The organism is Duganella sp. CF458, from assembly GCF_900113115.1.
Taxonomy (GTDB): Bacteria; Pseudomonadota; Gammaproteobacteria; order Burkholderiales; family Burkholderiaceae_D; genus Rugamonas.
On record NZ_FOOF01000010.1, the window covers coordinates 171,234 to 196,439 of the forward strand.

Below are 25,206 nucleotides of genomic sequence, written 5' to 3' on the forward strand. Positions count from 1 at the left end.
CGCGCTGATATCCAACCCAGCGCATAGCGTTCCCGTGGAGGTTGTGACACTTTACATCCCATAGATCCGGAAGCCTCCTATTGTTGGGCGAATGGTTTCCCCACTCCGTCACAATTAGACGGATAAAGCCATTGCTATGAACCAACTCCACCATCCCGAAGGTCCCCGGCCCTATGTCCGAGTCGCGCTCTAAGCGAACGCCGTTCCGTCGAAGTTGTTTGATATTACTGTACATGCATACAGTATATCGCAAAGCGGTTTGCCCGTCCCTTAATTGTTCATCTGCTGATAGACTGATTGACAACTGAAATGTGCGTTGCTACGGTTCGGAAAAGGAAATTATGACGATAGTCGTGTTGTGGTATGGCGAGAAGTCTGACGAGCTGCGGTGCGCTGCCGACACCAGGATCTCGCGTGGGGCAAGCACCGCCACAGACAATGGGCCGAAAATCCTGCCTGTCCCAGTCCTATGTCATGGACATGTACATGGGCAAGATTGGAGACCTTATAACAGCAATAGCTTTGGCTTCGCTTTCTCAGGCTCAACCTTGGCGGCAATCAGCACCCACGCTTTGGCTACCGCTTGTACACAGAATCTCGCCGCAACCAGGGGCGCAGAAAAGCCGATTAGTGTTGAAGGCGTTGCGAAGCTGTTTCAGGTGATAGGGAACCATTACATAGTTGACATGTCATCACGCTTGGGCGCGACAGATAGTCAGAGCACCTATTTCTTTGAAGGAATGATTTTCGGATTTTGCCCGATAGCTAACAGGTATAAAGCATTTTCCATCGCACCAAGCCTCGAATCCGGCACATTCCAAATGCAATTCGCGGAGATACCAATTGTTCCCGACCTGTGCTATGCAATAGGCAGTGGAACAGCCGGATTTCTGAAACTTAATGAAGAGCTGTCTAAATCTCACCCAGACCCTGGCGTAATGACTACGCTGGCTGAAATGGTACGACGGGAAGTGCAACCGGACGTCGGAGGCCACTTGCAAATCGGCATTTGCACAAGAACTGGCTTTAGTGCCCATCCATTTATCAATCTTGGTGACGGTCCAGGCAAGCGGTTCCTCAGCTTCCTAGGATGGGATGTATCTTCCGCTACGGAGGCACTTGATGGATTTCGAATCGGCTACAGAGCTGTCAGCACTTTTTAGCAAAGACTTCGATTATGCGAGCTACCTGTTCCAATTCCAAGTCGCTCGCTGGCTTTCTGGCGTCAGAGCGCAGACCGTTTTCGATATGCATACGTCTGCACTAAGAGTGCCAGCTTTTTCTGGAATCTAACAGAGGTCTGTAGCACCCATTGAATAACTGTCGGACATCTCATAAGAAACCATGACTAACGATAACCATGCGCTCAATCTTGGCAAGCTGATCGTCAACCTTCATTCGCTTGAGCTTACGCTGCGCCTATTTCTTCATAGCCGGCCAAACGCTCGCCCTACTGGATTGGCTTATGGCGTTAATATCTATGCCCAGCCAGTCGGGACAGCTCTATCGGAGAGTGATATCACAAGTTATGCATCCCTAAGAAAACTCATCAACGACGTTAATGTAGAGCTGACTCGTCGGGGGATTGCAGATCAGGTCGATCCCGACTTGAATGAACTACGAGATGCGCTAGCACACGGTCGCGTTTCGGCGAACATAGATGAAGACACAATGAGGTTGATTAAATTCACTAGGCCCGTAAACGGTAGTGTCGAAGTCTCGTTCAACACACTTATGTCCGATGAGTGGTTTTCAGAGCAGCGTCGACGCGTATATGAGGCGATGCAGATCGTTTCGAGACTGATTCCAGGGGCTGAGCTAATTTAATCCAGAATCCAGCGCCTTGCTCGGTTCACAACTGACCCACCTAGTCGAGGCCTGGGCTTGCTGTTGATGCAGCAAACCCAGGCGCTCTGTCTGTTCTACTTGAACGTCTTTGTGTTCAGACGTCTCCGCATCATTTCAATAGCCCTTGCTGCCTCTGGTAATGCTCTTTTAATCCTACCGCTAGTTCCCGCCACGCCAGGCAGGCTGCTGCATTGAAGGCGTCGGTTTCTCCGACTTCAGATAGCGAAACTCCGGCGGGGTCATGGTCAGAGCTTGCGGGAGGTCCGGAAGGCTCACCTGACCAGGCGGCGTTATATGACCGCACGAAGCCAGCATTAATACGGCACTCAGCGTTATCAGATGCAGTGACATAGACCGGCACTTGCTTTTCAATTACGTCTCCTTTCAGGTAGATTTTTTGGATGCGGTCGCGGTACTTGATTTCCGTTTCCACGATCACTTTGGATTGCGCACGATCGATCGCCACCTTCCGTGCAGCCTGCGCCGACATGTAGTCAGACATCGCTTCAGCGCCACGGCGCGCCTCTTGCAGCCGCCCGACTCCGTACGCAACAGCGCATAGGGCGGCAATCGCCACCCACTTGAACCACGCTGGCAGGATCACGCCTCGCAGGCGTTCAAGTGTCGCCATCATGTCGGCACCTTAGCCGGCAACGCGTCATAGCGAGCCAGATTCCGGCCCCGCATGATCGCGATCAGCTTGTCCGCGTAGGCCGGGTCTGTCGCATAGCCAGCTGCCGCCGCAGCGCGGGCCCAGCCCTCCCCCGTCTTCTCTACAAAGCAGTTCCGATAGCGCGGGTTCTGACGGAAGAAGTCAGCATGGTCCTGCATACAGCGCTGCCAGCTTTCGTATGCGCGGAAGGTGCACTTGACCGGCGTGCGAGTCCCGCTGATGAATTCGTGAGTGTCGACCAGGACGACCGCCCCCTTCCAGGCCGGGCCAGGTTTGACCCCGAAAAGGTTGAAGCCTGGAGCGCGTGCTCCCCAGCTCGACTCCAGCGCGGCCTGGGCCAGGGTAAAGCTGGCAGGGATACCTGTAGTGCGATGGCAGGCCTGCGCGGCCGGCAGCAACTGCTCGATGAATTCTGCTGGTGACATCAGAAGGCCCCCCTCACATCTTTGACCGCTGCAGCAGCATCGTGTGCGATCTCGGCCAGATCCTTTCCACGGCGGCGATCGAACCAAAGCACCAGGGCACCCAGGATCCACCAGGCCGGGAGGCCAGCCAGGACGAGAATCGGTGCAGAAACAAACAGGATGCCTACCTCGGGTGGAAGACCATTCAGGCCCGCCATTTGACCGGCGGACGCGAACAACGTCGGCCACCAGCTGTGGACAGCAATCACGAGGAACGGCCCTGCGACTGCGGAGGCGAGCAGCGTGCAGGCAAAGCGGACAGCTGCCTCCTTGAGCGACCTTGGCCACAGAAACAAAAAGGCCAGTCCGGTTGCAGCGGCGCCGGCCAGGACCGGTACGCCGAAAATCTTGATGAGGGCACCGCCGGCAGTGGTTTCGATTGACATGTTCTCTTTCATTGAAGTTTTAGGACAAATTGATGGTGTGTGATCACCAAATAGCGAGGCCATATATCGGCCCCGCACCATACGAGCATCAGTTGCGATCGGGCCGGTGCTCGACATCGATGCGGACGTGCTGGCCGCTCGGATCGAATGGGTCCAGCAGGTTCTTGGCGAACCACAGAGCCAAACGCTTGCGCCAACCTCCGACGGTGTTCGCATGGCGGGTAAGGCGCTGTGTGACCAGGTATTCGCGTGGCGGCTCCAAGAACAACACGGACACCGGCGCCACATTGACTAGGAAGTCCGCAACCAGGCCGATATACAGGAGCACCGTACCCAAGAAGCGCGCGGTAGGGGACAGCGTGCCAGCGTCGCGGGCGCGCTGCAGGTTCATGACCGCCAGGTACAGAACCCACAACAGGGCGAACGAGGCAAGGCCCAAAGCGATCACCTGCAGCGCGATCAACAGCAAAGACAAGACGGCGCTCATTGGGACACCTGGTTGAACGCATTACGCACGGCCAGCGGAACGGCCGCAGCGATTTCCTTGTAGCGCAGCTTGACCGCTTCCTCCAGCCCGCCCAGGTTCTCGGCGGCGATGGCCGCCAGCACCGAAGGTGCCTCGGTAATGTCGAGCAGCCGCTGCCGTATCTGGGCAATGGCACCAGCGGTAGCCGTGTCTCCATCGATCATTGCCGCCATACCGATACCGGCAAGGCGGTTGAGAATGAACTCGCGCGTTGTGCGCACCTCGGCGAGGAACGGAGCCGACAGTTCGGCAAATGGCACGCGCGGCGCCGGCGTAACCGTCCATGCGCCATGAATATCGATGGAAACCGCATCGCCACGCACCAATGCCTCGCGGATGATTTGTTCATCTTCCGGCGAGACATCGGTCGCGTCGGCAGGGAGCACGCCCGCAGCAATGTAGTCCTCGACCAGCAGGGCATCGTAGAAGCCCCTGGTGCTTGGTGAAAATTTGTTCATGGTGAAGTTTCCTTAGTAACCAGTTGCGATCCATTCGATGGTGTTGCCGGCGCCAAGCGGTGCGCCACTAAACGAGAAAGCTTGGAGGACTGTTCCGGACAGAGACCGGCTCGTGCTGATCTCAATGACAATTGCAGCGCCGGCACCCGAGTGCATCGCAACGATCTTGTAGGACACCCCGGAATTAATAAACGAAGTCGGGAAGGTGATCGTCAGCTTCCCGTTCGCGTCGGTGACCCCTGACCCCTCCTGGGTAATCTTTCCGCCTGGCTGACGCCGCCAGCCGTTGACTCCGATAAGCCCCGCAAAGTCGGCGTTCTTTTCCATTGCAGCAGTGGAGTGAACAACCTGCCAGGTCGACCCCGTCACCGCAACAAAAGTAGCGGTCTGTCCCGACGCGATGGTGATGGCGCCGTCGTTGTTCGACGTGTAGTTGATATTTGCCCCCGCACCAGCGGCAATTGATCCGGTGTATGCGTTGCCGAAGACGGTAACTGCTTTACCGACCTGTACACCCAGGCTAGCTGGCGTTGGCAGTGTCAGGACAATGCCTGCCCCGCCCAACCAGAGCGCTTGGCCGATGTCCGCTGCCGTCAGGGCTCGGGAGGCTGGAATATTCGAGTAGCCGGAAAAGCTACCGAATGATGAACGTAACACCGCAAGCAATTGCGCCCGATTCGTCCCGTCCAATGCGAGGCCGCCCGCTTCGATAACGGCGCAAATTTCCTCTTGCACGTGATCAAACCAACTATCCTCCAGGTCCGTCGCAGGGATGCCAGCAACAGCGTTGCCGTTTGTAAAACCGTGCTTTCCCGCACCAAATTTATCGACCGATTTGGTCGACGTCGAAATTCGCTTCATACGTCCTCTCCGTAAGAAATGTAGACAATCGTGTGACCCGGCTTGTACTTCGCCAGCAGGCACGCAAGGCCGGCATCGCCCCACGACGCAAGCGGTTCGTTCGCACGGCCGTTCACGTTTAAAAGCTTCACATTGGCTGCCACCGGTACGTTGACGCGCCAGGCGTAGCGCCAGCCGCCTTGGTTCAGACCAGCGTTGCATTTGCTGCTAGCTCGAAATGGACGGAACTCGGTGATGGAGCAACCGGGATAGCCCATCGACGCCAGCAGGGAAACAAAAAAGGCGGTCGACTGACCGCCTTGCCTGGCTAACTTTTGATGTACTCTTCGCCTTCGCTCAGCAACGTTTGTCGCTGGCGACAGGCACTCGTCTGGTAGCCCTACGTTGCGCTCCCAGTCCTCCAGCAACTGGCTGGACTCGCGAGGATCGAATTCCCGGACCAGCGAAACCGCGCTGTTGTCGGCGCGGGCAAAGCTCTCTGCTGCAGCGCCAAGCACCTTTGCCATGAAGGTATCCAGGTCGCGCGGCCAGACCGGACCCTCAGGTAACAACTGCATCAGGTGCCGCCGGTAATCTTCTTTTGTCAGATCCACGTGATGCCTCCGAACGTCGCCATTTCACCGATGGCATGTAGGACATTGGCCACCGGTGCGACAAGCACATGGTCCTCTTCACCAGTGGCGATGCTGATCGCTTCGCGGACGTGGCTGATGAGGAGCGTCCGCCCGGGCGCCGACTCGCGCAGGATCAGATCGCGCAGCTCGGCCTCGACTGCCGCTTTCACGCTTGCGGAGCCGGGCGTGAGCTGGATCTGGAACAAAACTGGCACAGCGACAGGAGCGACGACATACAGCTCCGCCGTCACCGGCCTACGGGCGTCTATATACGCTTGCACCACGCTGATCTCAGGCGGATCAGGAATCGGGGACAAGTCCCCATCACGCACCAAGCGTAACGTGATGGTGCCCGCGCCCATCTCAAGAGGCGAAACCCAGGCGCGCGTCACACCTGGCACTTCCTTCGCCCACTTTACGTAATCGGAACTGCTCCCGCCCTGTGGCGGCTCCTGAATTCGCTGCAGGATCCTGCCGCGAAGCTGGCTATCCTTTTCGATATCGGACCCGTCGACCAAGCCGGCAGGGTCGACCGTCGCCTGACTCGATAGGCCGGCGATCGGGGAGACAAGCGTGAGCTTCGCGCCTGCCGCGGTATTTGTCACGACGCCGGCCGTCATCGCATCGACCGGCACGGTCGCTGCCAACGCGACCAGCGTGACTTCGCTCGTGGACGCAAACTGCACGCCGTCGCTGCGGACGAACTGGGTACCGACTGGCACAGTGACGCCGGCCTGCCCCTCCACGATTACGCCACCGGAAGACCCTTTGGCTGGCTTTCGGCCATCTTCGAGCCAAATTGACGCATGCCGATCGAGGTACTCCTCCTCGGCAGTGTCAGGCAGCAGTTGACGGCTCAGCCATTCAACATAGCCATACAGGCCATCGGTCGCACCGGCGAGGATGTGTGCCAGTACGTTTAAGTTGCCGAACGCTAGCCTGGCATCGGCGCCAGGAATCCGCTCGATATCGGCATAGGCCGTGTCGCGAAGTTCAATGAGTTCTGGTCGTGAAAATGGCATATCAGGTATTTACAAGTTGCAGGTTAGCCCACGCAAAGTCGAACCGGAATTTCAGGTTCGGTCGGCCCTCTCGAACGAAGCCACATTGCAGCCCAAGGACCCCCGGGCCTGCGATCTCAGCGACGACCTCAATACTCGAGCACACCTTGTCCTCAACCAGCCAGGCGAGCGCCTCATCGGCGTATTCCTTTGCGCGCTGGACTACGATGCGGGTCTGTTTTTCACGCTGCAGCAACCAAAGGCGAGAACCGATTGGCCGGCGGGTAATCGCGTCCCCCCACCATCCTTTGCGTCCTCCAGCTGCATCCGGTAGCGTGTCGTCGGCACGCGCGCGGCGCCACGTGAACAACGAAATGAGCGCTGCAGTTTTCAGGTCCTGACCAGCCGATAGTTGGCCGGCAGCGGCCAACCGCCAATCGCCGCGCACGCCGGCGGCATCCCAAAAAGTTTGGATATCCATTTACATTCCTTGATCTGGCGTCGAGCCGGGGAAGTTGTGACCACGGTGGGCGTTGAACACCTGCCGCATGCCGTCCATTGACTTGGCGCCGTGGTCAATAACGTCACGCTGCGCGATGATGTCGCGCCCCACGGTCAGATCCTGCGGGACGTGTACTGTTGGCGCGTTCACGATCGTTACGTCCTTTCCTGCGCCATCAATCACGATGCCTGAGCGGGTCAGGTGCACTTTCTGGCCCTGGTCGTCATAGAGTGCAACTTCGCCAGACTCCAACGCCCTGAGCCGGAAGCGCCGGTCTTCGACAGCGATGACAAGGCCATGGTCACGATTGCCGCCAACGAACACGACAACGCCCTCCGCGCCAGGCTTTGGGACGCTGGTAAAGCCATACTCCTGGATGCGCTCTACGTCGTCGTGCACTTCTTCGGCTAGCAACTGCGTTTGCACCAGCTGGACGGCCTTGCCGTCGCCAACTGCTTTCAAAATGCAGCGCCCAACCATCAGCGCCGCCCTGCCGCGCACGCCGGCAGTCATCTTCTCGATTGAATCAAACATCAAACCCTCTCAAATTTTCCTGTCGACTCCGTTGCCCCTGCCTGTGGCTGGGGGATCTCCGGCAACTGGTCGAACGCCTTCGGGCTGGTCAATTCGATCTCGGCGGTCGTCCCTCCTTCGTCGAGCTTGAAGGTAATCGCGGCAATCAACCAGTCCTCATCTATACGGCTCATTGGGTCGACGACCCGCACCATGCTGTTGATCCGCCAGATGTCATCGACACCCTGATCGGGATACCACCCCTGCACCGTCGCGACATATTTACGGGACTTAGCTTCCCTGTTCCCGACTTCCCATTCCGCGCGCTGGCGAATGCGCGCGGCGTCGGCCTGCGACTCGCAGAGCACGATCAATGGACGGTACCGTGCGATCTGGCTGCTGCCAGTCTTGGCGCCGCCACCGGCACGCTTAACCGTCGTCTTGCTGGATATGACGGATTCGAACTTCCCGATGTCATCGATGTCCTGAGCGCTCGCCTGCCCCTTGACGGTGATTTCCGAAAAGAGGTTCGCGTGGGAGACGTCCAGGTTCGCAGACAGGATGTTCTTGCCAAACTCCAGCGGCACTGCAATGCGGCCAGCCCGGCCCGCACGTGTCAGCAGCAGGCCGCCCTCATGGTCGGAAACCAGTAGCACGCCTTCATTGCGCGCAATCCGCTCAAGCGTTCTGAAAACAGACTCGCCGTTCTGGCATGCACATTTAGGCAGGCAACCCTCGACGCGAACGGAGTTTGGCGGCGTACCCTGCTTGCCGATCTTTTTCTGCTGGACCGTCAACTTCTTTGTACTGGTCGTCTCGTCGTACACCTTGACGCTGAAAGGCGAGCAGAGCCGGTCTGCGATCTGCTTAAACGTAAGGCCCGAGAACGCTTGGCTAGGCGCCGAACAGTCAACGAGGTCACCGGTGCGGTCGCGCCCCTTGACCTGGATGCGATGGTCGTTTGCGTCATACGACACGTTCACCGCATCGACGAAGCCATTAATCACCACATGGTTGCCGATCCGTACCTCGCAGAACTCACCTGCAGGAATAGCCCATTCGGTGAGCTGGCCTGGCCAACGCTCAGTCAGTGCGATGTCGAACGTGCCGGCAATCTGCTCAATCCCGTGCCGCACCGAAACACTTTTCCAGCCACCATAAACGCGCCCACCAACGTGCAGGGTCAGTTTGTTTCGATCTTCCATTACTCGCTCGCCAATTGGAGTGGGACGCCTGCAGGCACAAAACTAGGATGCCGCACGGCATTGCGCTTGACGATATCGCCGGCCCGCAAGGTGCCATACAGCGAGTAGGACAAGACGAGCGCCGGCGTCGGCTCGACCAATTGCATCGAGTAGGTTCGCGGCAGCGCCGCGTTCTGCCTGGACAGGTGCGCCAGTGCAGACGTCCGCACAACCTTGAGCGAGCTGGCCACTGCTGCGGAAGGCCGAGCGATGCCGACCGCGTAGTCGTGTTCATCGAAAACGCGCAGGATGTCGGCGCGCACCACCTGGACCTCGCCTGCGGTGGACACGCTGGTATTCGGCGCCAGGCCGGCGTATTGAACCAGCGCGGCGCGCTTGATCAATGCAGTCACACCCGCCTGTTGACGCTGCACGACACCTCGAACGGACGCACCACCAGCACTACCGCTACCGCTGCCGCTGCCGGCGCGCGCGTAAGGCTGATCCAGCACTCCAGTCACATAATCAAGCGAGCGAACCAGGGCGACGAGCTCAGAAGCCAGCGACGCGGGCTTCGCGATCAGTGTTGCCGATTTGGATGACACCGATTTGGTGACGGGAGAAGCCCTGAAGTCGTCAAGCTGCAGGAACGCTTCAATTGTGGCCAGGATGTCGTCTACACCCCAGCTCGGGAGACCGTCGATCGAGAATTGCTGCGTGAAGTCATCCTCGATGGCGGCAAAGGCGTCGAACTGAGCCTGCGACAGCACCCTGTCCGAATCGATGTCTGCGGTCGGCTGGATCTGCTCGCCGGCCTCTACAAAGTGCAGCGTGAACTTCGCCAGACCGCCAAACTCACTGGACTCGCTCAGCTCGCACTCGGCAACCGTAACGAGCTTAGTCCCATGGTAACGATTGACGAACTGCCCGGCCCCCTCCTCCTCGACCGCGGCGAGCAGCTGGTCACGGCCTGACATGTACCCTGGACCAATGATGTAGGCTTCGACCTTATATTCACGTGCGCGCCGTCCCATGTCCTCCAGGTAGGGCACGTCACGCTGCGGGTACTCGTGTCGCGCAAGGCGCCGCCCAGCCGTCAGGCTAGTGGAAGTCATTTCGAACGGTACGCCGCGAAAGGACGCTGGCTGCAATTGGTCACGCCAAGTCATAGAAAATCCAAAAGATGAAGTTGCCTGGTTGCGCACCGCCCGGCTAGCCGCCAATACCGTACAGGCCGGCGCTGACGTCGATCGGCACCGCGCTGTTGACGCTCGATAGCTGACGCACTTTCGTTGGTGCACCAAGGATTTCAAGCTGAATGCGGCCACCAACCTCTGTTTTGCCACCACCGCCACGGATCGATTGCGCAGCCGTCTGTCCTCCCCCAAATGCGGCAGGTTGGCGGATGGCTTCTGTAGGTGAGACGGATCCAGTCCGCCCAGCGGCCGTTTCAGTCCGTCTTGCCGCAGCGTCCAGTTGCGAGAGCCTCGCGGAATCGGCGGCAGCTGGCGCCGGCGCCGCCCTATCGTTGAAAGCTGCCGCCCGCGTTGCGGCCGCGACAGGTTGTACCAGGCGAGCAGTGCTGTTCGTGATGACTGGGGGGACCGACGCCTTTTCGCTCGTTGCCATCACCTGCGTTGCGATCGCCGAAGACTGGGCCACACGGGCGGCGGTGCTCGCGATCACCGGCGGCGGCACTGTGGCGTTTCCGGTAACTGCCGCCGCCCGCTTCGTGGCAAACTCCAGCTGCGGCATATTCTTGACAATGTCCAGATCCCGAACCAGCGGGATGCTCTTGATAATGCCAATGATGCCGTTGCCGAGGGCCTGCCACGATTCGAGGTAAAGCTGTATCAGGCCGTCAAAGAAGTTCACCTCAAAGACAGCCTTGATCCGGCCCCATACGCCTGTGAAGTACTCGACGATGCCATCCCAGTTCTTGTAAATCAGGTACACACCGGCGGCAATCGCAGCGATCACCAGTCCAAACGGATTGGCCAGCGCAGCGGCGCCAAGCGCCTGCAGCCCGGTTATGACCAACGGCAGGGCGACGGTGCCGATCGAGAACAGGGCTGCGATCGTTGGCGCGAACGCTACGGCCAGGAGCAGCAGGACGCGCGTGGTCGTACTTGTGTTGTCGCTTAGCCATTTGAACGCTGCAGTGACACCCGAGACGACTTCCCCGACATCTTCGAAGAAGCCCATCACCTTTTCTTCGTCAAACGAATTGACGAAGCGATCCATCCAATCGACCAGCTTAGGGATCAGTTCGAGCAGGCCTGCCTCGCGCCGGTCCAGGAAGGCTTGCACCTTCGGCGCCGCCACCGCTGCCATTTTCTGGGCCGCGCGCGCGATCAGGCCGGTAATCCGGGTCATGCTGTCTGCGGCATTACCAGCATCCTCGAAGTCTTTTTCTGTCAGCAACGCCGCCTTGGCCTGCTGCTTGTACTCCTCAAATTTCTCGACGCCCTGGCTCAGGCCTTCCGCCATCTTGACTGAGCTCTTGCCAGCGAGCGCCTGCAGCACTTTCAGCTTTGCGCCAGACTTATCGCTCTGGCTGAAGACGTCCATCATCTTCGTCAGCACGTCGACCGGGGACTTCTTCTTCAAGTCCTCCATCGAAACGCCGGTGGCCGCGAAAGCTGCGAGCGCCTCTTTGTTGCCGGCAACAGCCGAGCTGATATTGCCGGTCAGTTTCAGCATGGCGGCGGACGCATCCTCACTCGACACGCCGAACTGGCCAAGGTAGTCGCGCAAGGCGCTAATCTCCACCAGCTGCTGGCCCTTGATGCCGGCGTTGGCCATCGAATCGCCAAAGTCGTCGACTGCGTTCACTGCCGTCGAGAAGACGCCGGCAACCGCCCCTGCGGCCACGCTCGCCACCCCGGCAATTGCTTGCAGGTTACCGGTGATCTTCGACAGCGCTCCGCTGACCCGCTCCATGCCGGCGGTTTCTCCGAGGCGTTCCCAGGCTTTCCCGACGTTGCTTTTGGTGCCGAGGTTATCCAGGCGATCCGAGATACGATTGATTACTGCGCTGGCTTTATCCAGCGCAGTAATCACGATTTCTGCACGATTTGTCATGTGTGCCTCCTTGCTTCAGGAAGTCGATGACGCTCTGTTCATCGCCTCGTATTTTTCTTTGGCGATGTCCGCCCAGAAGTCCAGATCTGCCGTATCGAGCGCCCAAACGACGTCAGGCGTCCAACGGAACGCCCAGGTGATCAGCTTTACTGCTTCGCGCCAGTGCCACTTTCCAAAAAAGGCAGCACAATCTCCATCAGCGCCGTGACGTCACCGCCATCGATCGAGTCCGCTTCAGCGCGGGTCAGCCCGCAGGTCGCTTCGATGATCTGCAGCGTCAGGTCATACGGTTTGCGCCCGGTGACCTCGATGTTGCGCATTTCGCCGCCAGTCGGGCGACGCAAATGCAGCACTTCAAGGGTGGTGCCGTCCTTGAGACGGACTGGATGGGCGAGCGAGAACGCGCGCACCTCGCCAGTCTGCTGACGCACGATATTGGCCGAGTTCGGTTTGGTTTCCATTTATACGGCCTCCGCTGGTGCGCCGAAGAACTTCGCGGCGGTCTTTTCGGCTTCGTGTTTGACCGGTTCCATCACCGCGCCGCCGCGCACCACGTAAGCCTGGCCGCTGTCGGTTTCGAACATGAGGGTCATGTCCGTGGCGCGATTGATTTCCATGATGTCCACGTCGCCGCTCATCGCGATTTCGCACTCGATCTCGGCGTGCTGGGGCTTTTCGGTATAGCCGGCTACACCGCCGTCAATCATGATCGGCGTGCGTACACTGCCGCCCGGGTTCAGTTTTCCGCTGCCCGGCACGGTGCCGATGCGGCGGCCGTTCAGGCTGATGTAAGCCGTACCGGTAAATTTCTTGTCTGCCATGTGCTTTCCTTAAAAAAATAGGCCAGCGGTCACGCTGGCCCACAAGGGGGAGGTTTACAGCCGGAATTCCAGCTTCGCCGCGAAGACGCGGAATTGGTTGATCAGATCGGGAGGCAGCAGCACGTTGACGCGATTGGCGTCAGTCGGACTGCGCTCGACGATCAGGTCCGCCTTGAACTGGTCGAAGTTCTCGACCAGGCCAACCTCTTCCCAATCGCGGAACAGGGCAATCATTTCGCCGCGAATGGTGCGCGGGGTGACGATCGCCTGGCCGGGGGCGAAGTTAGTGCCGTCGTTCGCCAGCTTATAGCGCGGGAACTTCTGCGCGATCCGCGCACGGACGCTGTAACGCAGGTACGACAGCGTGTACATCGTTTCCGCGTCGCGGTAGCTAGGGTCGACGAAGCCGCCCGCGTTCTGGGTGTAGGTCGTTACTGCGCGCTCCACCATCAGGTTGCCGCCGGCGTCGGCGATGGTCGTTGCCAGACCGTAGCTGAGCAGGTTGTTGCGTTCGGGACGCGTAAAACGCTTCTCTTGCGTAGCTGGCAGCAGGCCCGGGCCGACCAGGGTTTGTACGGGACGTGCCGGATCGATTCCGCCAAGGTGGAACGCGCAGATCGTGCCCCAAACCGCCGCATGCTTCCATACCGGCATTGGCGATCCGCCCTGCTCCACCGCCCAGGCGATCACGTGCTCGCTATTACGCGCGTTCGCCCAGGTATTGAGCGAACCGACCGTGCCGCGAACCGCGGTATGAGCGCGGCCATCGTTCTGCTTCAGCGGTCCCCAGCGCGACGTCAGCTCGGTTTCGAGCAGCTGCAGCGTGGTGCCGTCGGACAGGCCGAGCAGCACCGTGTTGTACTGCGTCTCGCCCAGGTTTGCGAGTGCCGTCGCAATCGCCGGATCGCCAGCGCCGTTGGCCATCGCCGTGATAGCGACGTTCAGCCCGGCCGGCGTTTTCTGCGACAGCGGGTAGTAGTTCAGCCGCAGGTCGATGTCGTTACCGAGCGTACCCTTGTTGCGTGCTGTGACGGTCACTGTACCGACGGCCGCCGCTGCGGCAACCGGCAGATCCGGGTTGGCGTTGATTGCCGCAGCCAAGGCCGCGGCGATGGTAGTCGGGGTGTCCGTCACTGCAACCGCCGCCTGGACCAGCTCGCCAGCGACGTACAGGTTCAGCAGCCCCGCCTCGGTCGGTGCCCCGGTGACGACGACGGTCCCGCTTGCCGCCACTCCGGCGCCATTGTCCGCCAGCGGCACGATGGTCGTTTCGACGTCATCCGTCACGCCCTGGGACGCCTCGAACATCAGCGCCGCGTGCGAGCCACGACCGCATGCCGTGCGCACGTCCGCCAGGCGCGTCGCCAGGAACGGGACGTCCGCCGCTGCGGTGCCTGCAGCAACCTTCTGGGCCAGGATCAGGATGCGGTTTGGCATCGAGACCAGGCCCTTATTCGCTTTCGAATTGTCGAACTCGACATACTGGCCGGGAGTCAGGAGATTGACCGGGATCTGATTGAAACCGATGCTCATTATTTCACTCCCTTCTTCGCCGGCTGCGCGGCGTCAGTGCCGGTGACGATCGCCACGTCGCTGTCTGCGATACGGCGAATCCAGAATCCGTCGTCGCCGTCGACTTGCGTCGGGCCGTCGACTTCGCGCCCGGTTGCCGGGTCGCGCACCAGCCGGCCTTCCACCGGCTGGATAGTGATAATTTTCATAAAGATTTCCTATTGTGTTAAGAGACCGCAGGGAAGACGATGTCCGCGCGTGCATCCACCTGGCCGTCCGGTGTATGCGGATCGGGCGGGTCGTTACGAGGGCTGGCCATGTCGATCGTCACGCTCACCTCCGCCAGGTCGTCAAACTGCGTCGCGGGATGGTGGCAGTAGGCAATGCTGTATTGCATTTCCGCGTGCACGAAATCGGCACGCCCATCGTCGCCCTGGTAGGACAGGACGGTATCGACGTACTGCGCGCTTTCTGCCAAATTGGCGAGCTGACCAACTGGCCCCGAGCCACCGTTCATCTGGGCTTCGACCTGTGCCTCAATCGCTTCGCACAGATCGTCGAGCGCGTCATCGGCATCGACGTCCGCCTGGACAATGACGACTATCTTCAGCTGCAGCTCGCGCTTTTGCATGAAGTCGTTGGTCTTCGTTGCCGGATCGCGTTCCGTGTAAACCAGCACTACTGGACAATTCTTTGCCGCGACGGGATACATGCGCGACGCCTTGACGCGCCCAAAGAGCGACGGCGCGGCATTAAGCACATCCCGCACAGCGTGACGGATCAACTTGCGCTGAGTGCTCAAGCATTCACCTCCTTCAGTTGTGCCTTCATCATCCGGCCATCCTCGGTCCGCTCAGGGAGCGAAGTCACCTTCCAGTTCAGCGCATTGATGGTCAGCTTGTCGCCGTGATCGAGGCCGTCCAGCGAGCCGACCGGATACAGAATCTCCACGTTGGCGGCCTGCACCATATCGCCGACAAAGAGCGCATCGGGTCGATCGAAGATTACCGCCGCCTTCTGGACCGAACCGTCTGGCATTAGCCTGGTGGCTTCATCCGCGTGTTCTTCGATATTGAAGAAGACCGACATGTTCTCAGCAAACATACAGATCTCGCTTACTCGTTACCGGCGCCGCCAGCGCCATCAGCGCCTGGTTCGACGACTTTGCCGGCCGGGGTCAGCACGCCGGACGCGACTAACTGCGCGGCATCCGCTTCCTTCATGTCGACCGTGTCGCCCGCCTCGTACTGCTTGACGCCCGTATCCAGCTGCCAGTTGACTTTGAATTTCATGGTATTCCTTGAAAAGGGAAGAGCCCACCGCGGCAGGCTCTCTGGTTGTAAAGACCATCTACTACGGTCGGGTGTGCAGACGTCTGCACACAACCGTCAGGCGATGGCGTTCTGGAAGAAGTACGACAAGTCCGGCGCGCTGATAATCTCGTTCACACGTTCGCCGGCGCGCGTCTTGTAGCCACCTTCCAGGCCGCCGAAGTCCTTGCTGTACTGCGTATCGGCGATGCGCTCGCCGAATTCGGCAGTAAAGCCCCAGGTGGTCGCGCGCTGCGCGTCGGTTGGCACCTCGCGGTAGGTCAGTGCGCAATGTTTGCCCCAGGCGCGCTGATACGCCGCGGCCTGCCCCTTTTTCGCGGTATTGACGAAAGCCTCGCCAACCAGGATCTCCTCCAGCTCGAGCGCGTCGGCCAGCTGCTGGCGGGTGACGCCACCGGAAGTGCCGCCCTTGCCGTTGACGTAGTCGATGACTTTCGGGTGCAGGATCAGTTTCGTCCATGCCGCGCGCCCGATCGTCATCACATTCGGACGCATGACCGACAGGTCCAGGGCGTTCAGAATGGCACTGATCGGGTCCGAGTTCGCATAATCGGACCACTGCGCGGTGCCGGCCAGCGTGGTCTTGTTCACGTGGTTTGCCGGATTGAAGACTGCGCCAGCGACACGCACTTCACGGTCCAGCGTGACCAGCTTCATCACGAATTCGGCGGCATTGGCCACCGGGTCAACACCTTCGGGTGCGTTACGCACGTCGTTGATCGGCACGATCTCGTCCAGGCCGTATTCGAACACGGTGGCCGGGACCAGGTCGCCTACGCTTTCTACCTGGTTAGGCGCGCTCTTGCGGCCAACACGGGTTTCCTGCACGGTGAACTGGTCTGCCATATTCTGGCGCATGTACTTGAAGTCCTGCGCGCCGACAAGAACGCGTGGCATGACGCTGTCGGCGATCATCTTGGCATTGCGATAGGCAATCACGATCGCCTGGATTACTGCTGCATTGATAGGATATGGTGCTGCTGCACTCATGTTTTGCTCCTGAGGGATAGGGTAATAGGGGCGGAAACGGGATCGGCCAGGCAGTTAGCCCTGGATCAATTCCGCACCAACGAGGACGCTGCCGATGTCGCCTGCGACGCCGCTTACTTCGGCATAGCCGATGATTCGATTGTTGGTGCCGGCGGCGGGCGCTGCGGCCACCGCACGACCTTGCGCGTCCGCTGTCAGCGGCTGACCGCGCGTCACGTTGCCGCCATACTCGACATCAGCCAGGCCGGTGCGCACGATGTCGGCGCGGTCGCCGGCGGCATATGCAAAGCCTTCGGTGACGCCGATCATGGTGTCGTTGACGGTGGTTGCCTGTTTGACCGCACCATCACTGGCGCCGAAGCAGACAATACGGTTCTTCGCCAGGGCACCTTCCGCCACGTAGTTGACGATAAGTCCGGTGATTCGCATGGTATGTAATCCTTGTGTGTTGAACAGTTGATCGGCTTACTGTGCGGCGAGTTCGCGGGCAGCCTGCGCGGCGGCAGCAGCAAACGAGACTTCGCGGCCAGCGGTCTTGGCTTCAGCGACAATGGCGCTCGCCCGCGCGGCGATGTCGCCGGCTTGCGGCTTGGCGGCGGGAACTGGTTCCGCAGCAGCAGGCACTGGCGCCGGTGCGTCCGCAGCCAATGCGGCGGCGGTGGTCTTCAGCTTGCCCTTCTCGGCGGCGAGTACCTGTGCGGCAGCCTGGTCCGGGTTGGTCTTACCGTCAGCCTTGAGCGCAGCGATCAGCGCTTCGTGGCCCGGCATCGAATGCGCCTCGATACCCAGGATGCGTTCACGTTCCGCGGTGGCGCCGGCGGTGATGAATTCGGATCGCATTTGCGCAAACAGCGCTGCGTGGTCGCGTTCCAGGGACTCACGCGAAATGGTTGGATCTGGCATAGAAATTTCCTTTTCGGTGGGGGTGTGGTTCGGCGCATCACCGGCGCTTAACACGGTTTCAGTTGAATCGTGGCCGGTCGCGTCACCGGCGCCTGCCACGGAAAGCCCGCCCAGCGCAAACACGGCCTTACGCCGTTTGGAGAACTGGGAAGGGTTGCTGGCCAGCTTTTCCACCGTTGCATCGACCGTGGAAACACCGTCCACCAGCCCTGCTTCGATGGCCTGCCGGCCAATGAACACGCGGCCGTCGGCCATGTGTTCGAGGACGTCGTCCGCCTTCACGCCGCGATGTTCCGCGACCGCGTCGACGAACACGGAATAAATGTGGTCAACCTGCGCCTGCATGTACGCCTTACCTTCTTCGGACAATGGCGCAGTACTGCTGGCGATACGTTTGTAGCGGCCAGCAGTAATCTCGGTCGTCAACGCACCTGGTGCGCGCGGGCTGTAGTCGTGCGTGGCCACGACACCGATGCTTCCCACCTGCACCGTCGGGCCGCTCACAAAGACCGCGTTCGCCGCCGAGCCGAACCAATATGCGGCACTGGCCATGGTCCCTTCGCTGACTGCGACGATCGGCTTGACCGACGACAGCTCATGAATCGCCGCCGCCAGTTCCGGAGTACCGAAGACGCTGCCGCCAGGCGAATCAATCGCCAGGACCATTGAGCGGACGCGCGGGTCGGCAATCGCCGATTCGACCTGTTTGGTCAGCATCTGAGCCGAAGCGCCGCCGCTCACGCGTGTGAACAGGTTCGCTTTCGGCGCGATGACGCCGTCGATTGCCAGCACCGCCACCCCGCCTTCGCGCAGCTCATACTCCTGCTGCTCGTTTGCGAGGGGACGGCTTAGCCGGGCTTCGATCGCCTCGATATCGATCTTTTCGCCGCGGAAGTGCGCCGCGTAGATTGCCTGGATCTCCTGAAGCTTCTCAGGCTGGATGGCCCACGCGCTGGTGAGAATGTCGAGTAGTTTCATAAAAATAAAGCCCGCATAAGCGGGCTAGTCGTCGGTGTTGTCGGATGGTGGATCTGGTGGTGCGGGAACACCGGATGGCTGCTTCAGCAATCCGGCCTCGCTGCGCAGCCTATGCTCCTTGACGCGCTGCACATGCTTTGCTTCCCAGTCTCCACCGTCATACGCCGCAGTTTCCTCGGCGAGCGTGGTAATGCCGATATCGATGCGCTTCTCAGCCGCGTTGACCTCCTTAAGGGGATCGAGGCTACCCGGGCCATCACCCAGCCATACGGCGCCGCACCAGGCCTTCCGCACGGCAGGATCTGCAAAGAAGCCGGGCGCCGCGATCCTGCCATTGGCCACTGCCTCCGCCAGCCAGGTCTCGTAGACGGGCTGGCAAAAGTTGTCGGCCAGCCAGACGCGGCGGTTCTTGAAGAACTTCCAGGCTTCGAGCAATGCTGCGCGCGCGGCGCTGTAGCTCGCAGTGAAATGCTTGATCAGCACTTCGAATGGCAGCTCCAGGGCGACGCCGATCTGGCGCAACACGGCCATCACGAACGGGTCGAACGCCACGTTTGGCCGTCCAGGGTTTGCAGTGTTCACCTTGGCGCCCTGCTCAAGATCGATGATCGCACCGGACGCGAGCTGGAGCTCCGGCGCACTGCCTGGTGCGCTGCTCTCGATCGGCACCGGCGCCGCGTCGTCGGCTGAGTGCTCGACGAACACGGTGAACATGCCGGAGATCACAGCCGCCATGATCTCGGCTTCGGTATAGCGATCCAGTTGCTTGAGCGGTTCGATCACGGGAGCCAGGTATGGTTCACCGCGGCGCTGGTCCGGGCGTAGCCTCTTGAACAGGTGGATCACGTTGATCCGCCCGGTCTGTTCGCCGCGCACAGGAATACGGTCGTAGCTGATCGTTCCCCGCACCCTGGCCAACGCGCTCGGGTGCCGGTTCGCCACGTGGACAGCAACCGTTGCACCGAAGTCGTCCACCTCGACGCCGCCGAAGACCTTCGTACTCGCAACCATGTCAGGTGGCGTGGCCAGCCTGTCACCCTCGACGACTTGAACCTTTAACGCGTATGCACAGCCTGGCAGCTGCCTGGACGGCAAGATGCTGAGGACATCGCCGTTGACCAGGGCTGACCGGAACATCAGCTCCTGCTGCGCATAAAAGTTCTGCGTTGACGTTGCATCACACTCGAAACGGTTCTCAGCCCAAAGCCGGAACTCTCGTTCCGTCTGCCGCTGCCACTCTGCGGCCTGGTCTTCCGTCAGCCCCAGGTATTTTGAATCAATGTGGGACTGCATCACCAGGCCGGTGCCAACGACGTTTGTGACGACGGTGTTGATGGCACCGGTCGCCAATGGCGCATTTCGCATCAGGTCGCGCGAGTGCTCCCGCAACGTCGGCAGGTCCGGCAGCAGGTCGTCGTCAGCGCTGTTGCCGGAAGTGAACCAGTTACGGAAACTGCGCCGCGATTTATCGGCGCCGATATAGGAGCCGGCCAGCGCCATTTGCGCCCGGGCCTGGATACGCCGCTGACCCTTGACTGGATCGAAATAGGTCACGACCTTGTCAACGATGTTCGGCTGAACGTTGATTTTGATTTTCTGGGCCATCAGCGCGGCACTCCATAACTGATCCGCATGCCACGCGGCCCGCTGCGCGGCGTCGCACTCAAGAGCGCCACCTGCTTCTGCCAGAAGATGATCTGCTGCCGGATTTCAGCAGCATCGGCACGCCGCAACTTGCGCGTACCGATCGCATATTCCTGCCCCGTCGCCGTAGCCGCACTTGCCGCCAGCCATGCATCAAGTTGTGCTTGTGCTTGTTGTAACGTGATTCCTGCCATGGTGCTTCCTATCGAATGCCGCGCGAACGAACGCGCCTGACCGGTGCAGACGTCTGCACTGGAGTCGCTTGTATTGAAATGGGTGCTGACGGAACCGGATCCGGCGCCGCAAACGGTAATGCAAACATGTCCTGCACTTTCGGCTGGACTGCCTCTTCCAGTCGCTCCCACATGCGGTCGGTGTAACGGTGCAGATCCAACATGTGCGCTGCGAAGAGCGCATACACCGTGCAGTCCAGCACTTCGTTGCGCTTCCTCACCGGCACCCAGCGGTACTGCTCACCGCCGGCAGTTCGCTGCAGCACCCGCACTTCGGCAGTAAGCTGGTTGTAAAACTCGACCGACAGGTCTTTCGAGAAGTGGATAAAGCCGGGACCGTACTGCGTCACCTTAAGGCGGCCAAAAATCAAGTCCTTTGCCGTGTCGGTGCCTACGTGCCAAAGCTTGATGCCGCTCTTGATCACCTTGCCGCGGTAGTTCACATCCTGCAGCGACGACTTGCCCTTGACCGGCTGCCCATTGCGGTGATCACCTTTGATGGCAAACACGCGACGCCCCTTCGCAACCGAGCGACAGTACGTATAGGCCTGGTGCGTAAAGTGGCCACCGGTATCGATGGCCAGCGCCTCAATACGCAGACTCGTTCCGCAAGCGTGGGAAAAGCACGTCTGCAAGTAGGTGTCGAGTTTCTCCCAGTCGCGTTCATCAGCTGGATTGGCTTCGATCACCATGTAATCGACGACCCACATCTCCTCGCCGCGCCCGATGGCCCACACCACCACCTCGAAACGATTGTCCTGTAGGTCAACCCCGGCCACCAGGACCAGGCCGCCCATTTGCACTACACGCAAGGGGTACGCCTCGGCACGCTCCATCAGAGCATGCATGTCAGCCTTTTCGACTTCCTCTTCCCAGGTTTCTCCCAGCGTCGTGTTGACGAAGGTCTTGAGCTCGCCCTTGTCGCCGGCCCGGGCCTTATTCTTGGCCGAGAGGAACTCGGCAACGATCTGTGCCCAGGTGGTCTGTGGGCTATAAGCCGTCCAAATGTGGAAGGCCACCCGTTTTGGTACCGCGATACGGCCCCCATCGGCATCCCGGTAATTGCTCTGCTGGTCAATCCACGTTCCATCGTCAGCGATCCACCGGCCCTGCTCCCATACCGCCAGGTAGTCGGCCTGCGACATCATGGCACCGCAGGCGCTGCAGGCATGGAGCACGGTCGAAGCGTCATCGCCGATCCATTTGAAGCCGTAGGGCTTTTCCTTCCCGCCCCAGCGCAACTGGACGTACTCGCCACAATGCGGGCATGGAAAGTGCCAGTAGAACTGCGCATCTGCCTGATCGAAGCGCGCCTCGATCAGTGAAAAACCTTTCAGCTTCGGCGTGGATCCGCAGATCAATTTCGGAAACGTGGCGCCCTCGATGCGCTTTCGTGCCAGCGTAACCGGGCTGCCCTCTTTCTCCACATCGGTATCGAATCCGTCGAGCTCATCAAGAATCGACACATCGACCGATAGGCGCCGGTAGTTCTTTGCCGCCTTGCCGCCACGAAGGTGCAGGACTGAACTCAGGAACTTCTTTTGCCGCAGCGTGTTTTCCTTGTTCTTCGCCAGAAAACTGGGGAAGACTTTGATCATCGCCGGCACGTCGCGAAACATGGGCTCGAGTTCGGTCTTGCAGAACTCATCGCTGTCGTCGTCCGTCGGCTGCCACAGCGCCTGGTTGCGCCGCTTATGCTCGGCAAAGTAGCCGATGGCCGCCAGGATCATCTTCGTGTAGCCGACCCGCGCCGACTTCATGAACGTCACTTCTTCATGTTCGTCGTTGGACATCGCGTCCATGATGGCGCGCTGGTACGGATACGCATTCCAACGCTGTTCGACATACGACGATTCCGCGGACAGGTAAAAATTCTGTTCCGCCCACTCCGACAGCCGCATCGGGCTGACAGCGGCGAGGGACTGCAAACCCGCCTTCAGGGCACGATCAATCTCCGTCAAGTCCATATGCTACATCCTCGGTATTTCGCTCGCCCTCCTCGTCTTCCTCGACCAGGTCGGCCAGGGTAATGCCGGCGGCCTGGTTACGCGCCTTCACTACCTCGCGAGTGATGAAGTCCAGATCCTCGGAAGTCAGTTCGGAACGACGCTTCAATTGCACCGGGATCGCTTCGAGGATGCCGGCAATCTGGCGCCCGACCTTCGAGAGCACTTGTTCCAGCACCGCCACCGGCGCCAGTTCGCGGCGAGTTACCGCATTTTGCAGTTCCACCTTCTCGCGCTGCGCGCGCGCTAGGGCTGCGCGCTCCGTGGCGAGGTCCAGCTCTCCAGCTGCCTGTCGGCCCGCAGCTTGCTCGCGCAGATTGCGGCAATACTGTTTCAGCCAGACGCTGGCGGGTTCGCCGGCGGTGAGCACACCACGTGTGAGCAGATCACTGACCGCGGGCTGGCTGATTCCGACCAGGTCGCCGAATGCCGCCTGGCTCATTCGGGCCTGCTGGTCGATCATATAACCCCCTAGGGAAAATTTTGTGAATAGTGGGCGATCGGGGCGCGAATTACCCTCGATAGTTCAAGTCCCGGGAGTACCTTGTCGCCCAGCCGACACTAGCGTGCCGACGCCAGCGCCTCATCAAGGGCACGCCGCAGGTTGCGGTTGAAGGTTGCGTTGATCGCGCCTTCAGCGATCTCCCTGAACGGGTATCGGCTGCGGTACCGTGCTTGATTTGCGTACCCGACCAGCAACTGGAGACTATTACCAGTGGCCGACTTCTTACGCAGGTAGATCCCCGGCACGCCGTTGACCACACCGCTGAACACATTCTTCTTCGCCAGCAGCTGTTTGATTGCGCGCCGTTGCATGTTGCCGAACTGGTTAAGCTTTATGTTTCTCGGCACGACAAGTGCCCTGCCTGGAGGTTTCCTATCCCCTCCTTCGAATTGGTACGTGAGGTACTTCCACTGGTCCGGTCGAACAAAGACGCTGGCCACCGGTGTCGACTTCGTTGCCGGCTTGACTGCGAACGCGCGCATCGTGAACGGCGTCGGTCGATCCAGTTGAGTCGGCAGCGCCTTCGCGAGCTGCCCCTGCGCATCCTTGGCCGTAGCGGTGAGTCCCTTCGCGACGGCAAATGGCAACTGCTTCTTCGCAATGTCGCTAAGGTTCTTGCGAACCGCATCGACGTTCGATTTCACTGACATGGAGAGCATAGTTACCAGGAACAGAACACGGCGAGTTCATCCAAAACAAAAGGCCCGCTATGTCGGCGGGCCTTTGGCGACTCATCTACTTCAGGCGAACGAGCGCCTCCAGTAAGGAGACGCCGATTCGGCTGAAGGCACGGGACACCCCGGCAGACAAGTTGTAGATCGAATAGTATCCGCAACCCGAGGAAGTTATCAAGCCCCTTAGGTGAGCCAAACTGAACGACAAATCTATCGGGAGACCCGGGTCAACACACTGAGTTTATCCGCTGGAGTTGCTCCACTATAAATCCCATAGACGAATATATACGGGGCATCCAGCGGAATCTTATTCTTATAATCTGTAGCTATATACATGCTATTGCGCCAGCTGGATTGTGCAGAGTAAACCGTCTCTACATTTCCCGAAAATGGGCTCGCCGACGACGCCCTAGCAATTTTGTGGAGGCCAGACAGCCGTATGCTAGGCTCAGTTGAAGTGGGTTCATCAAAGTTCACAAACCAAAGCTCATTCTCGCCGCTTCCATGCAAGTCCCATATTGGCGTATCGTAGGACGAAGGCATCGTTGCAATCTTTATGGGAGCTCCCATCCCGCTTGATGAGTTATTGCTCCAAGGGTAGAGCCTAATGCTATTACCCCGACCTTGGCTCGTCCAATCGTCGCCAACATAAGCGCCATCGATCATTGGCGCTAAGCCCGTAAACCCTGTCAGGAGAAACGCATCATCACAGCATGCGTCTACTATATTTGGAAGTATCGAAGTGTCCAGGGCCCCATTTTGCATCGGCGCCCATGACATAAAGGTTCGGGGACTGTCGCCTGAATTTATCAAGAATCGGTTGTGATAGCTGTCGAATCGAAGGTTGTGAATGTGCAAATCTGCAGCTGCGCCTTTTGGTGCAAGCCAAGAAGCCATGCCAGCTATCGGATCAGTTCTTGGCCACATCCAGTTGCTTTTCGTCGTATTATCTCTGGCCAAGGGGACACCGTTTGCATCAGCAACCTTCAAGACGTACGAGACGTTTACGGGCTGTGAGGGTGTACATTCGGGATGCCCACTTCCTGGCAACCCATATTCACCTGCCCAAAGGTTGCCTAAGGCATCTTGGGTCCAGCCCCAAGGATGAATCGTTGCAGTTGGATCAGTGTAAGTAGCAACGATTACTTCGCCTGTACTTCTATTGATTCGAAATATTCGCGAGCCCTTGCAAGCAACGGCTGACTCCGCGACAAAAATATGACCGGAAGTGTGGACAAACAGTGAGCTCGGAGTTGATCCCGATTCAAAAGGAATTGCATTACCAAATATGCTCCAACTATCCCCCCAATTATCAGAATAGACCGCATGATAAGACATTGCGTTGTCATCGCGCTTGATTGCCCAAACCCGCCGCCCCTCGATAAATGCGGGAGAAATGTTATATCCAATCTCCGTTGCGGTGTTGGCAAAGCAACTTCCAGAAAAAGCTGCTTGAAAAAGAAAAAATAGTATCGCTGATAGTTTACTCATATCT

The 25,206-nt window shown here is 59.4% G+C and carries 31 protein-coding genes; 2 read left to right on the forward strand and 29 right to left on the reverse strand.

Annotation, left to right across the window (positions count from 1 at the left end; translation table 11 throughout):
* The first annotated feature begins 548 nt into the window (after positions 1-548).
* Positions 549-1,163 (forward strand): hypothetical protein, encoded by a 615-nt coding sequence (locus BM269_RS16905; protein ID WP_211482711.1) that lies wholly within the window; start codon positions 549-551, stop codon positions 1,161-1,163.
* Positions 1,164-1,344: 181 nt separating this feature from the next.
* On the forward strand, positions 1,345-1,827 hold the full coding sequence (locus tag BM269_RS16910) for a hypothetical protein (RefSeq protein ID WP_090439176.1): 483 nt from the start codon (positions 1,345-1,347) through the stop codon (positions 1,825-1,827).
* Positions 1,828-1,957: 130 nt separating this feature from the next.
* On the opposite strand, the gene BM269_RS16915 is transcribed toward BM269_RS16910, so the two are convergent.
* The 29 genes from BM269_RS16915 to BM269_RS29100 all read right to left on the reverse strand — a co-directional run bounded on the left by BM269_RS16915 (position 1,958) and on the right by BM269_RS29100 (position 25,202).
* Positions 1,958-2,482: a hypothetical protein gene (locus BM269_RS16915; RefSeq protein WP_139232765.1), complete on the reverse strand. Its 525-nt coding sequence runs from the start codon at positions 2,480-2,482 to the stop codon at positions 1,958-1,960.
* Complete coding sequence (locus BM269_RS16920) at positions 2,479-2,946, reverse strand: glycoside hydrolase family 73 protein (RefSeq protein WP_090439182.1); 468 nt, start codon at positions 2,944-2,946, stop codon at positions 2,479-2,481. The genes BM269_RS16915 and BM269_RS16920 overlap by 4 nt, the downstream gene beginning before the upstream one ends.
* Positions 2,946-3,371: a hypothetical protein gene (locus BM269_RS16925; protein WP_090439185.1), complete on the reverse strand. Its 426-nt coding sequence runs from the start codon at positions 3,369-3,371 to the stop codon at positions 2,946-2,948. The genes BM269_RS16920 and BM269_RS16925 overlap by 1 nt, the downstream gene beginning before the upstream one ends.
* Before the next feature lie 88 nt (positions 3,372-3,459).
* A complete protein-coding gene (locus BM269_RS16930; protein WP_170860403.1) occupies positions 3,460-3,846 on the reverse strand; it encodes a hypothetical protein in 387 nt (128 codons plus the stop codon).
* Positions 3,847-3,854: 8 nt separating this feature from the next.
* Positions 3,855-4,355: a hypothetical protein gene (locus BM269_RS16935; RefSeq protein ID WP_090439190.1), complete on the reverse strand. Its 501-nt coding sequence runs from the start codon at positions 4,353-4,355 to the stop codon at positions 3,855-3,857.
* Positions 4,356-4,367: 12 nt separating this feature from the next.
* The gene (locus BM269_RS16940) at positions 4,368-5,216 is read right to left on the reverse strand and encodes a gp53-like domain-containing protein (protein WP_090439193.1); all 849 of its coding nucleotides are present in this window, start codon (positions 5,214-5,216) and stop codon (positions 4,368-4,370) included.
* Entirely contained in the window at positions 5,213-5,809 is a 597-nt protein-coding gene (locus BM269_RS16945) for a YmfQ family protein (RefSeq protein WP_090439195.1), read from the reverse strand. The genes BM269_RS16940 and BM269_RS16945 overlap by 4 nt, the downstream gene beginning before the upstream one ends.
* Complete coding sequence (locus tag BM269_RS16950; RefSeq protein ID WP_090439198.1) at positions 5,800-6,852, reverse strand: baseplate J/gp47 family protein; 1,053 nt, start codon at positions 6,850-6,852, stop codon at positions 5,800-5,802. The genes BM269_RS16945 and BM269_RS16950 overlap by 10 nt, the downstream gene beginning before the upstream one ends.
* A 1-nt stretch (position 6,853) precedes the next feature.
* Positions 6,854-7,312 (reverse strand): phage GP46 family protein, encoded by a 459-nt coding sequence (locus BM269_RS16955; protein ID WP_090439201.1) that lies wholly within the window; start codon positions 7,310-7,312, stop codon positions 6,854-6,856.
* Positions 7,313-7,867 (reverse strand): phage baseplate assembly protein V, encoded by a 555-nt coding sequence (locus tag BM269_RS16960; RefSeq protein WP_090439205.1) that lies wholly within the window; start codon positions 7,865-7,867, stop codon positions 7,313-7,315.
* Complete coding sequence (locus BM269_RS16965) at positions 7,867-9,051, reverse strand: phage baseplate assembly protein (protein ID WP_090439209.1); 1,185 nt, start codon at positions 9,049-9,051, stop codon at positions 7,867-7,869. Before BM269_RS16965 ends, BM269_RS16960 begins: the two co-directional genes overlap by 1 nt.
* Complete coding sequence (locus tag BM269_RS16970) at positions 9,051-10,199, reverse strand: DNA circularization protein (protein ID WP_090439212.1); 1,149 nt, start codon at positions 10,197-10,199, stop codon at positions 9,051-9,053. The genes BM269_RS16965 and BM269_RS16970 overlap by 1 nt, the downstream gene beginning before the upstream one ends.
* 43 nt (positions 10,200-10,242) lie before the next feature.
* Positions 10,243-12,114, reverse strand: coding sequence for a phage tail tape measure protein (locus BM269_RS16975; RefSeq protein ID WP_090439214.1), 1,872 nt, complete (start codon positions 12,112-12,114; stop codon positions 10,243-10,245).
* Between the two features lie 146 nt (positions 12,115-12,260).
* Complete coding sequence (locus BM269_RS16980; RefSeq protein ID WP_090439216.1) at positions 12,261-12,575, reverse strand: phage tail assembly protein; 315 nt, start codon at positions 12,573-12,575, stop codon at positions 12,261-12,263.
* Positions 12,576-12,935: a phage tail tube protein gene (locus BM269_RS16985; RefSeq protein WP_090439219.1), complete on the reverse strand. Its 360-nt coding sequence runs from the start codon at positions 12,933-12,935 to the stop codon at positions 12,576-12,578. It abuts the gene before it with no gap.
* 54 nt (positions 12,936-12,989) lie between these two features.
* Positions 12,990-14,468: a phage tail sheath C-terminal domain-containing protein gene (locus BM269_RS16990; protein WP_229204684.1), complete on the reverse strand. Its 1,479-nt coding sequence runs from the start codon at positions 14,466-14,468 to the stop codon at positions 12,990-12,992.
* Positions 14,468-14,656, reverse strand: coding sequence for a DUF2635 domain-containing protein (locus BM269_RS16995; RefSeq protein ID WP_090439225.1), 189 nt, complete (start codon positions 14,654-14,656; stop codon positions 14,468-14,470). The genes BM269_RS16990 and BM269_RS16995 overlap by 1 nt, the downstream gene beginning before the upstream one ends.
* 17 nt (positions 14,657-14,673) lie before the next feature.
* Entirely contained in the window at positions 14,674-15,249 is a 576-nt protein-coding gene (locus BM269_RS17000; protein ID WP_139232766.1) for a hypothetical protein, read from the reverse strand.
* On the reverse strand, positions 15,246-15,551 hold the full coding sequence (locus tag BM269_RS17005) for a head-tail joining protein (protein WP_090439231.1): 306 nt from the start codon (positions 15,549-15,551) through the stop codon (positions 15,246-15,248). The genes BM269_RS17000 and BM269_RS17005 overlap by 4 nt, the downstream gene beginning before the upstream one ends.
* A gap of 11 nt (positions 15,552-15,562) precedes the next feature.
* Positions 15,563-15,739, reverse strand: coding sequence for a hypothetical protein (locus BM269_RS29475; protein ID WP_170860404.1), 177 nt, complete (start codon positions 15,737-15,739; stop codon positions 15,563-15,565).
* Between the two features lie 96 nt (positions 15,740-15,835).
* Positions 15,836-16,768, reverse strand: coding sequence for a major capsid protein (locus BM269_RS17010; RefSeq protein WP_090439234.1), 933 nt, complete (start codon positions 16,766-16,768; stop codon positions 15,836-15,838).
* 54 nt (positions 16,769-16,822) lie between these two features.
* Positions 16,823-17,197 (reverse strand): capsid cement protein, encoded by a 375-nt coding sequence (locus BM269_RS17015; RefSeq protein WP_090439237.1) that lies wholly within the window; start codon positions 17,195-17,197, stop codon positions 16,823-16,825.
* A 36-nt stretch (positions 17,198-17,233) separates the two neighbouring features.
* Positions 17,234-18,649, reverse strand: a complete 1,416-nt coding sequence (locus BM269_RS17020; RefSeq protein ID WP_090439240.1) for a S49 family peptidase — start codon at positions 18,647-18,649, stop codon at positions 17,234-17,236.
* Positions 18,650-18,673: 24 nt separating this feature from the next.
* Positions 18,674-20,254 (reverse strand): phage portal protein, encoded by a 1,581-nt coding sequence (locus BM269_RS17025; protein WP_090439243.1) that lies wholly within the window; start codon positions 20,252-20,254, stop codon positions 18,674-18,676.
* The gene (locus tag BM269_RS17030; protein WP_090439246.1) at positions 20,254-20,487 is read right to left on the reverse strand and encodes a DUF6148 family protein; all 234 of its coding nucleotides are present in this window, start codon (positions 20,485-20,487) and stop codon (positions 20,254-20,256) included. The genes BM269_RS17025 and BM269_RS17030 overlap by 1 nt, the downstream gene beginning before the upstream one ends.
* 8 nt (positions 20,488-20,495) lie before the next feature.
* On the reverse strand, positions 20,496-22,493 hold the full coding sequence (locus BM269_RS17035; protein ID WP_090439249.1) for a phage terminase large subunit family protein: 1,998 nt from the start codon (positions 22,491-22,493) through the stop codon (positions 20,496-20,498).
* The gene (locus BM269_RS17040; protein ID WP_229204685.1) at positions 22,474-22,995 is read right to left on the reverse strand and encodes a terminase small subunit; all 522 of its coding nucleotides are present in this window, start codon (positions 22,993-22,995) and stop codon (positions 22,474-22,476) included. Before BM269_RS17040 ends, BM269_RS17035 begins: the two co-directional genes overlap by 20 nt.
* 98 nt (positions 22,996-23,093) lie before the next feature.
* Entirely contained in the window at positions 23,094-23,687 is a 594-nt protein-coding gene (locus BM269_RS17045; protein ID WP_139232767.1) for a hypothetical protein, read from the reverse strand.
* 234 nt (positions 23,688-23,921) lie between these two features.
* Positions 23,922-25,202 carry an NHL repeat-containing protein gene (locus tag BM269_RS29100; protein WP_139232768.1) on the reverse strand — a complete coding sequence of 427 codons (1,281 nt, stop codon included), beginning with the start codon at positions 25,200-25,202 and terminating at the stop codon, positions 23,922-23,924.
* Between the last annotated feature and the right edge of the window lie 4 nt (positions 25,203-25,206).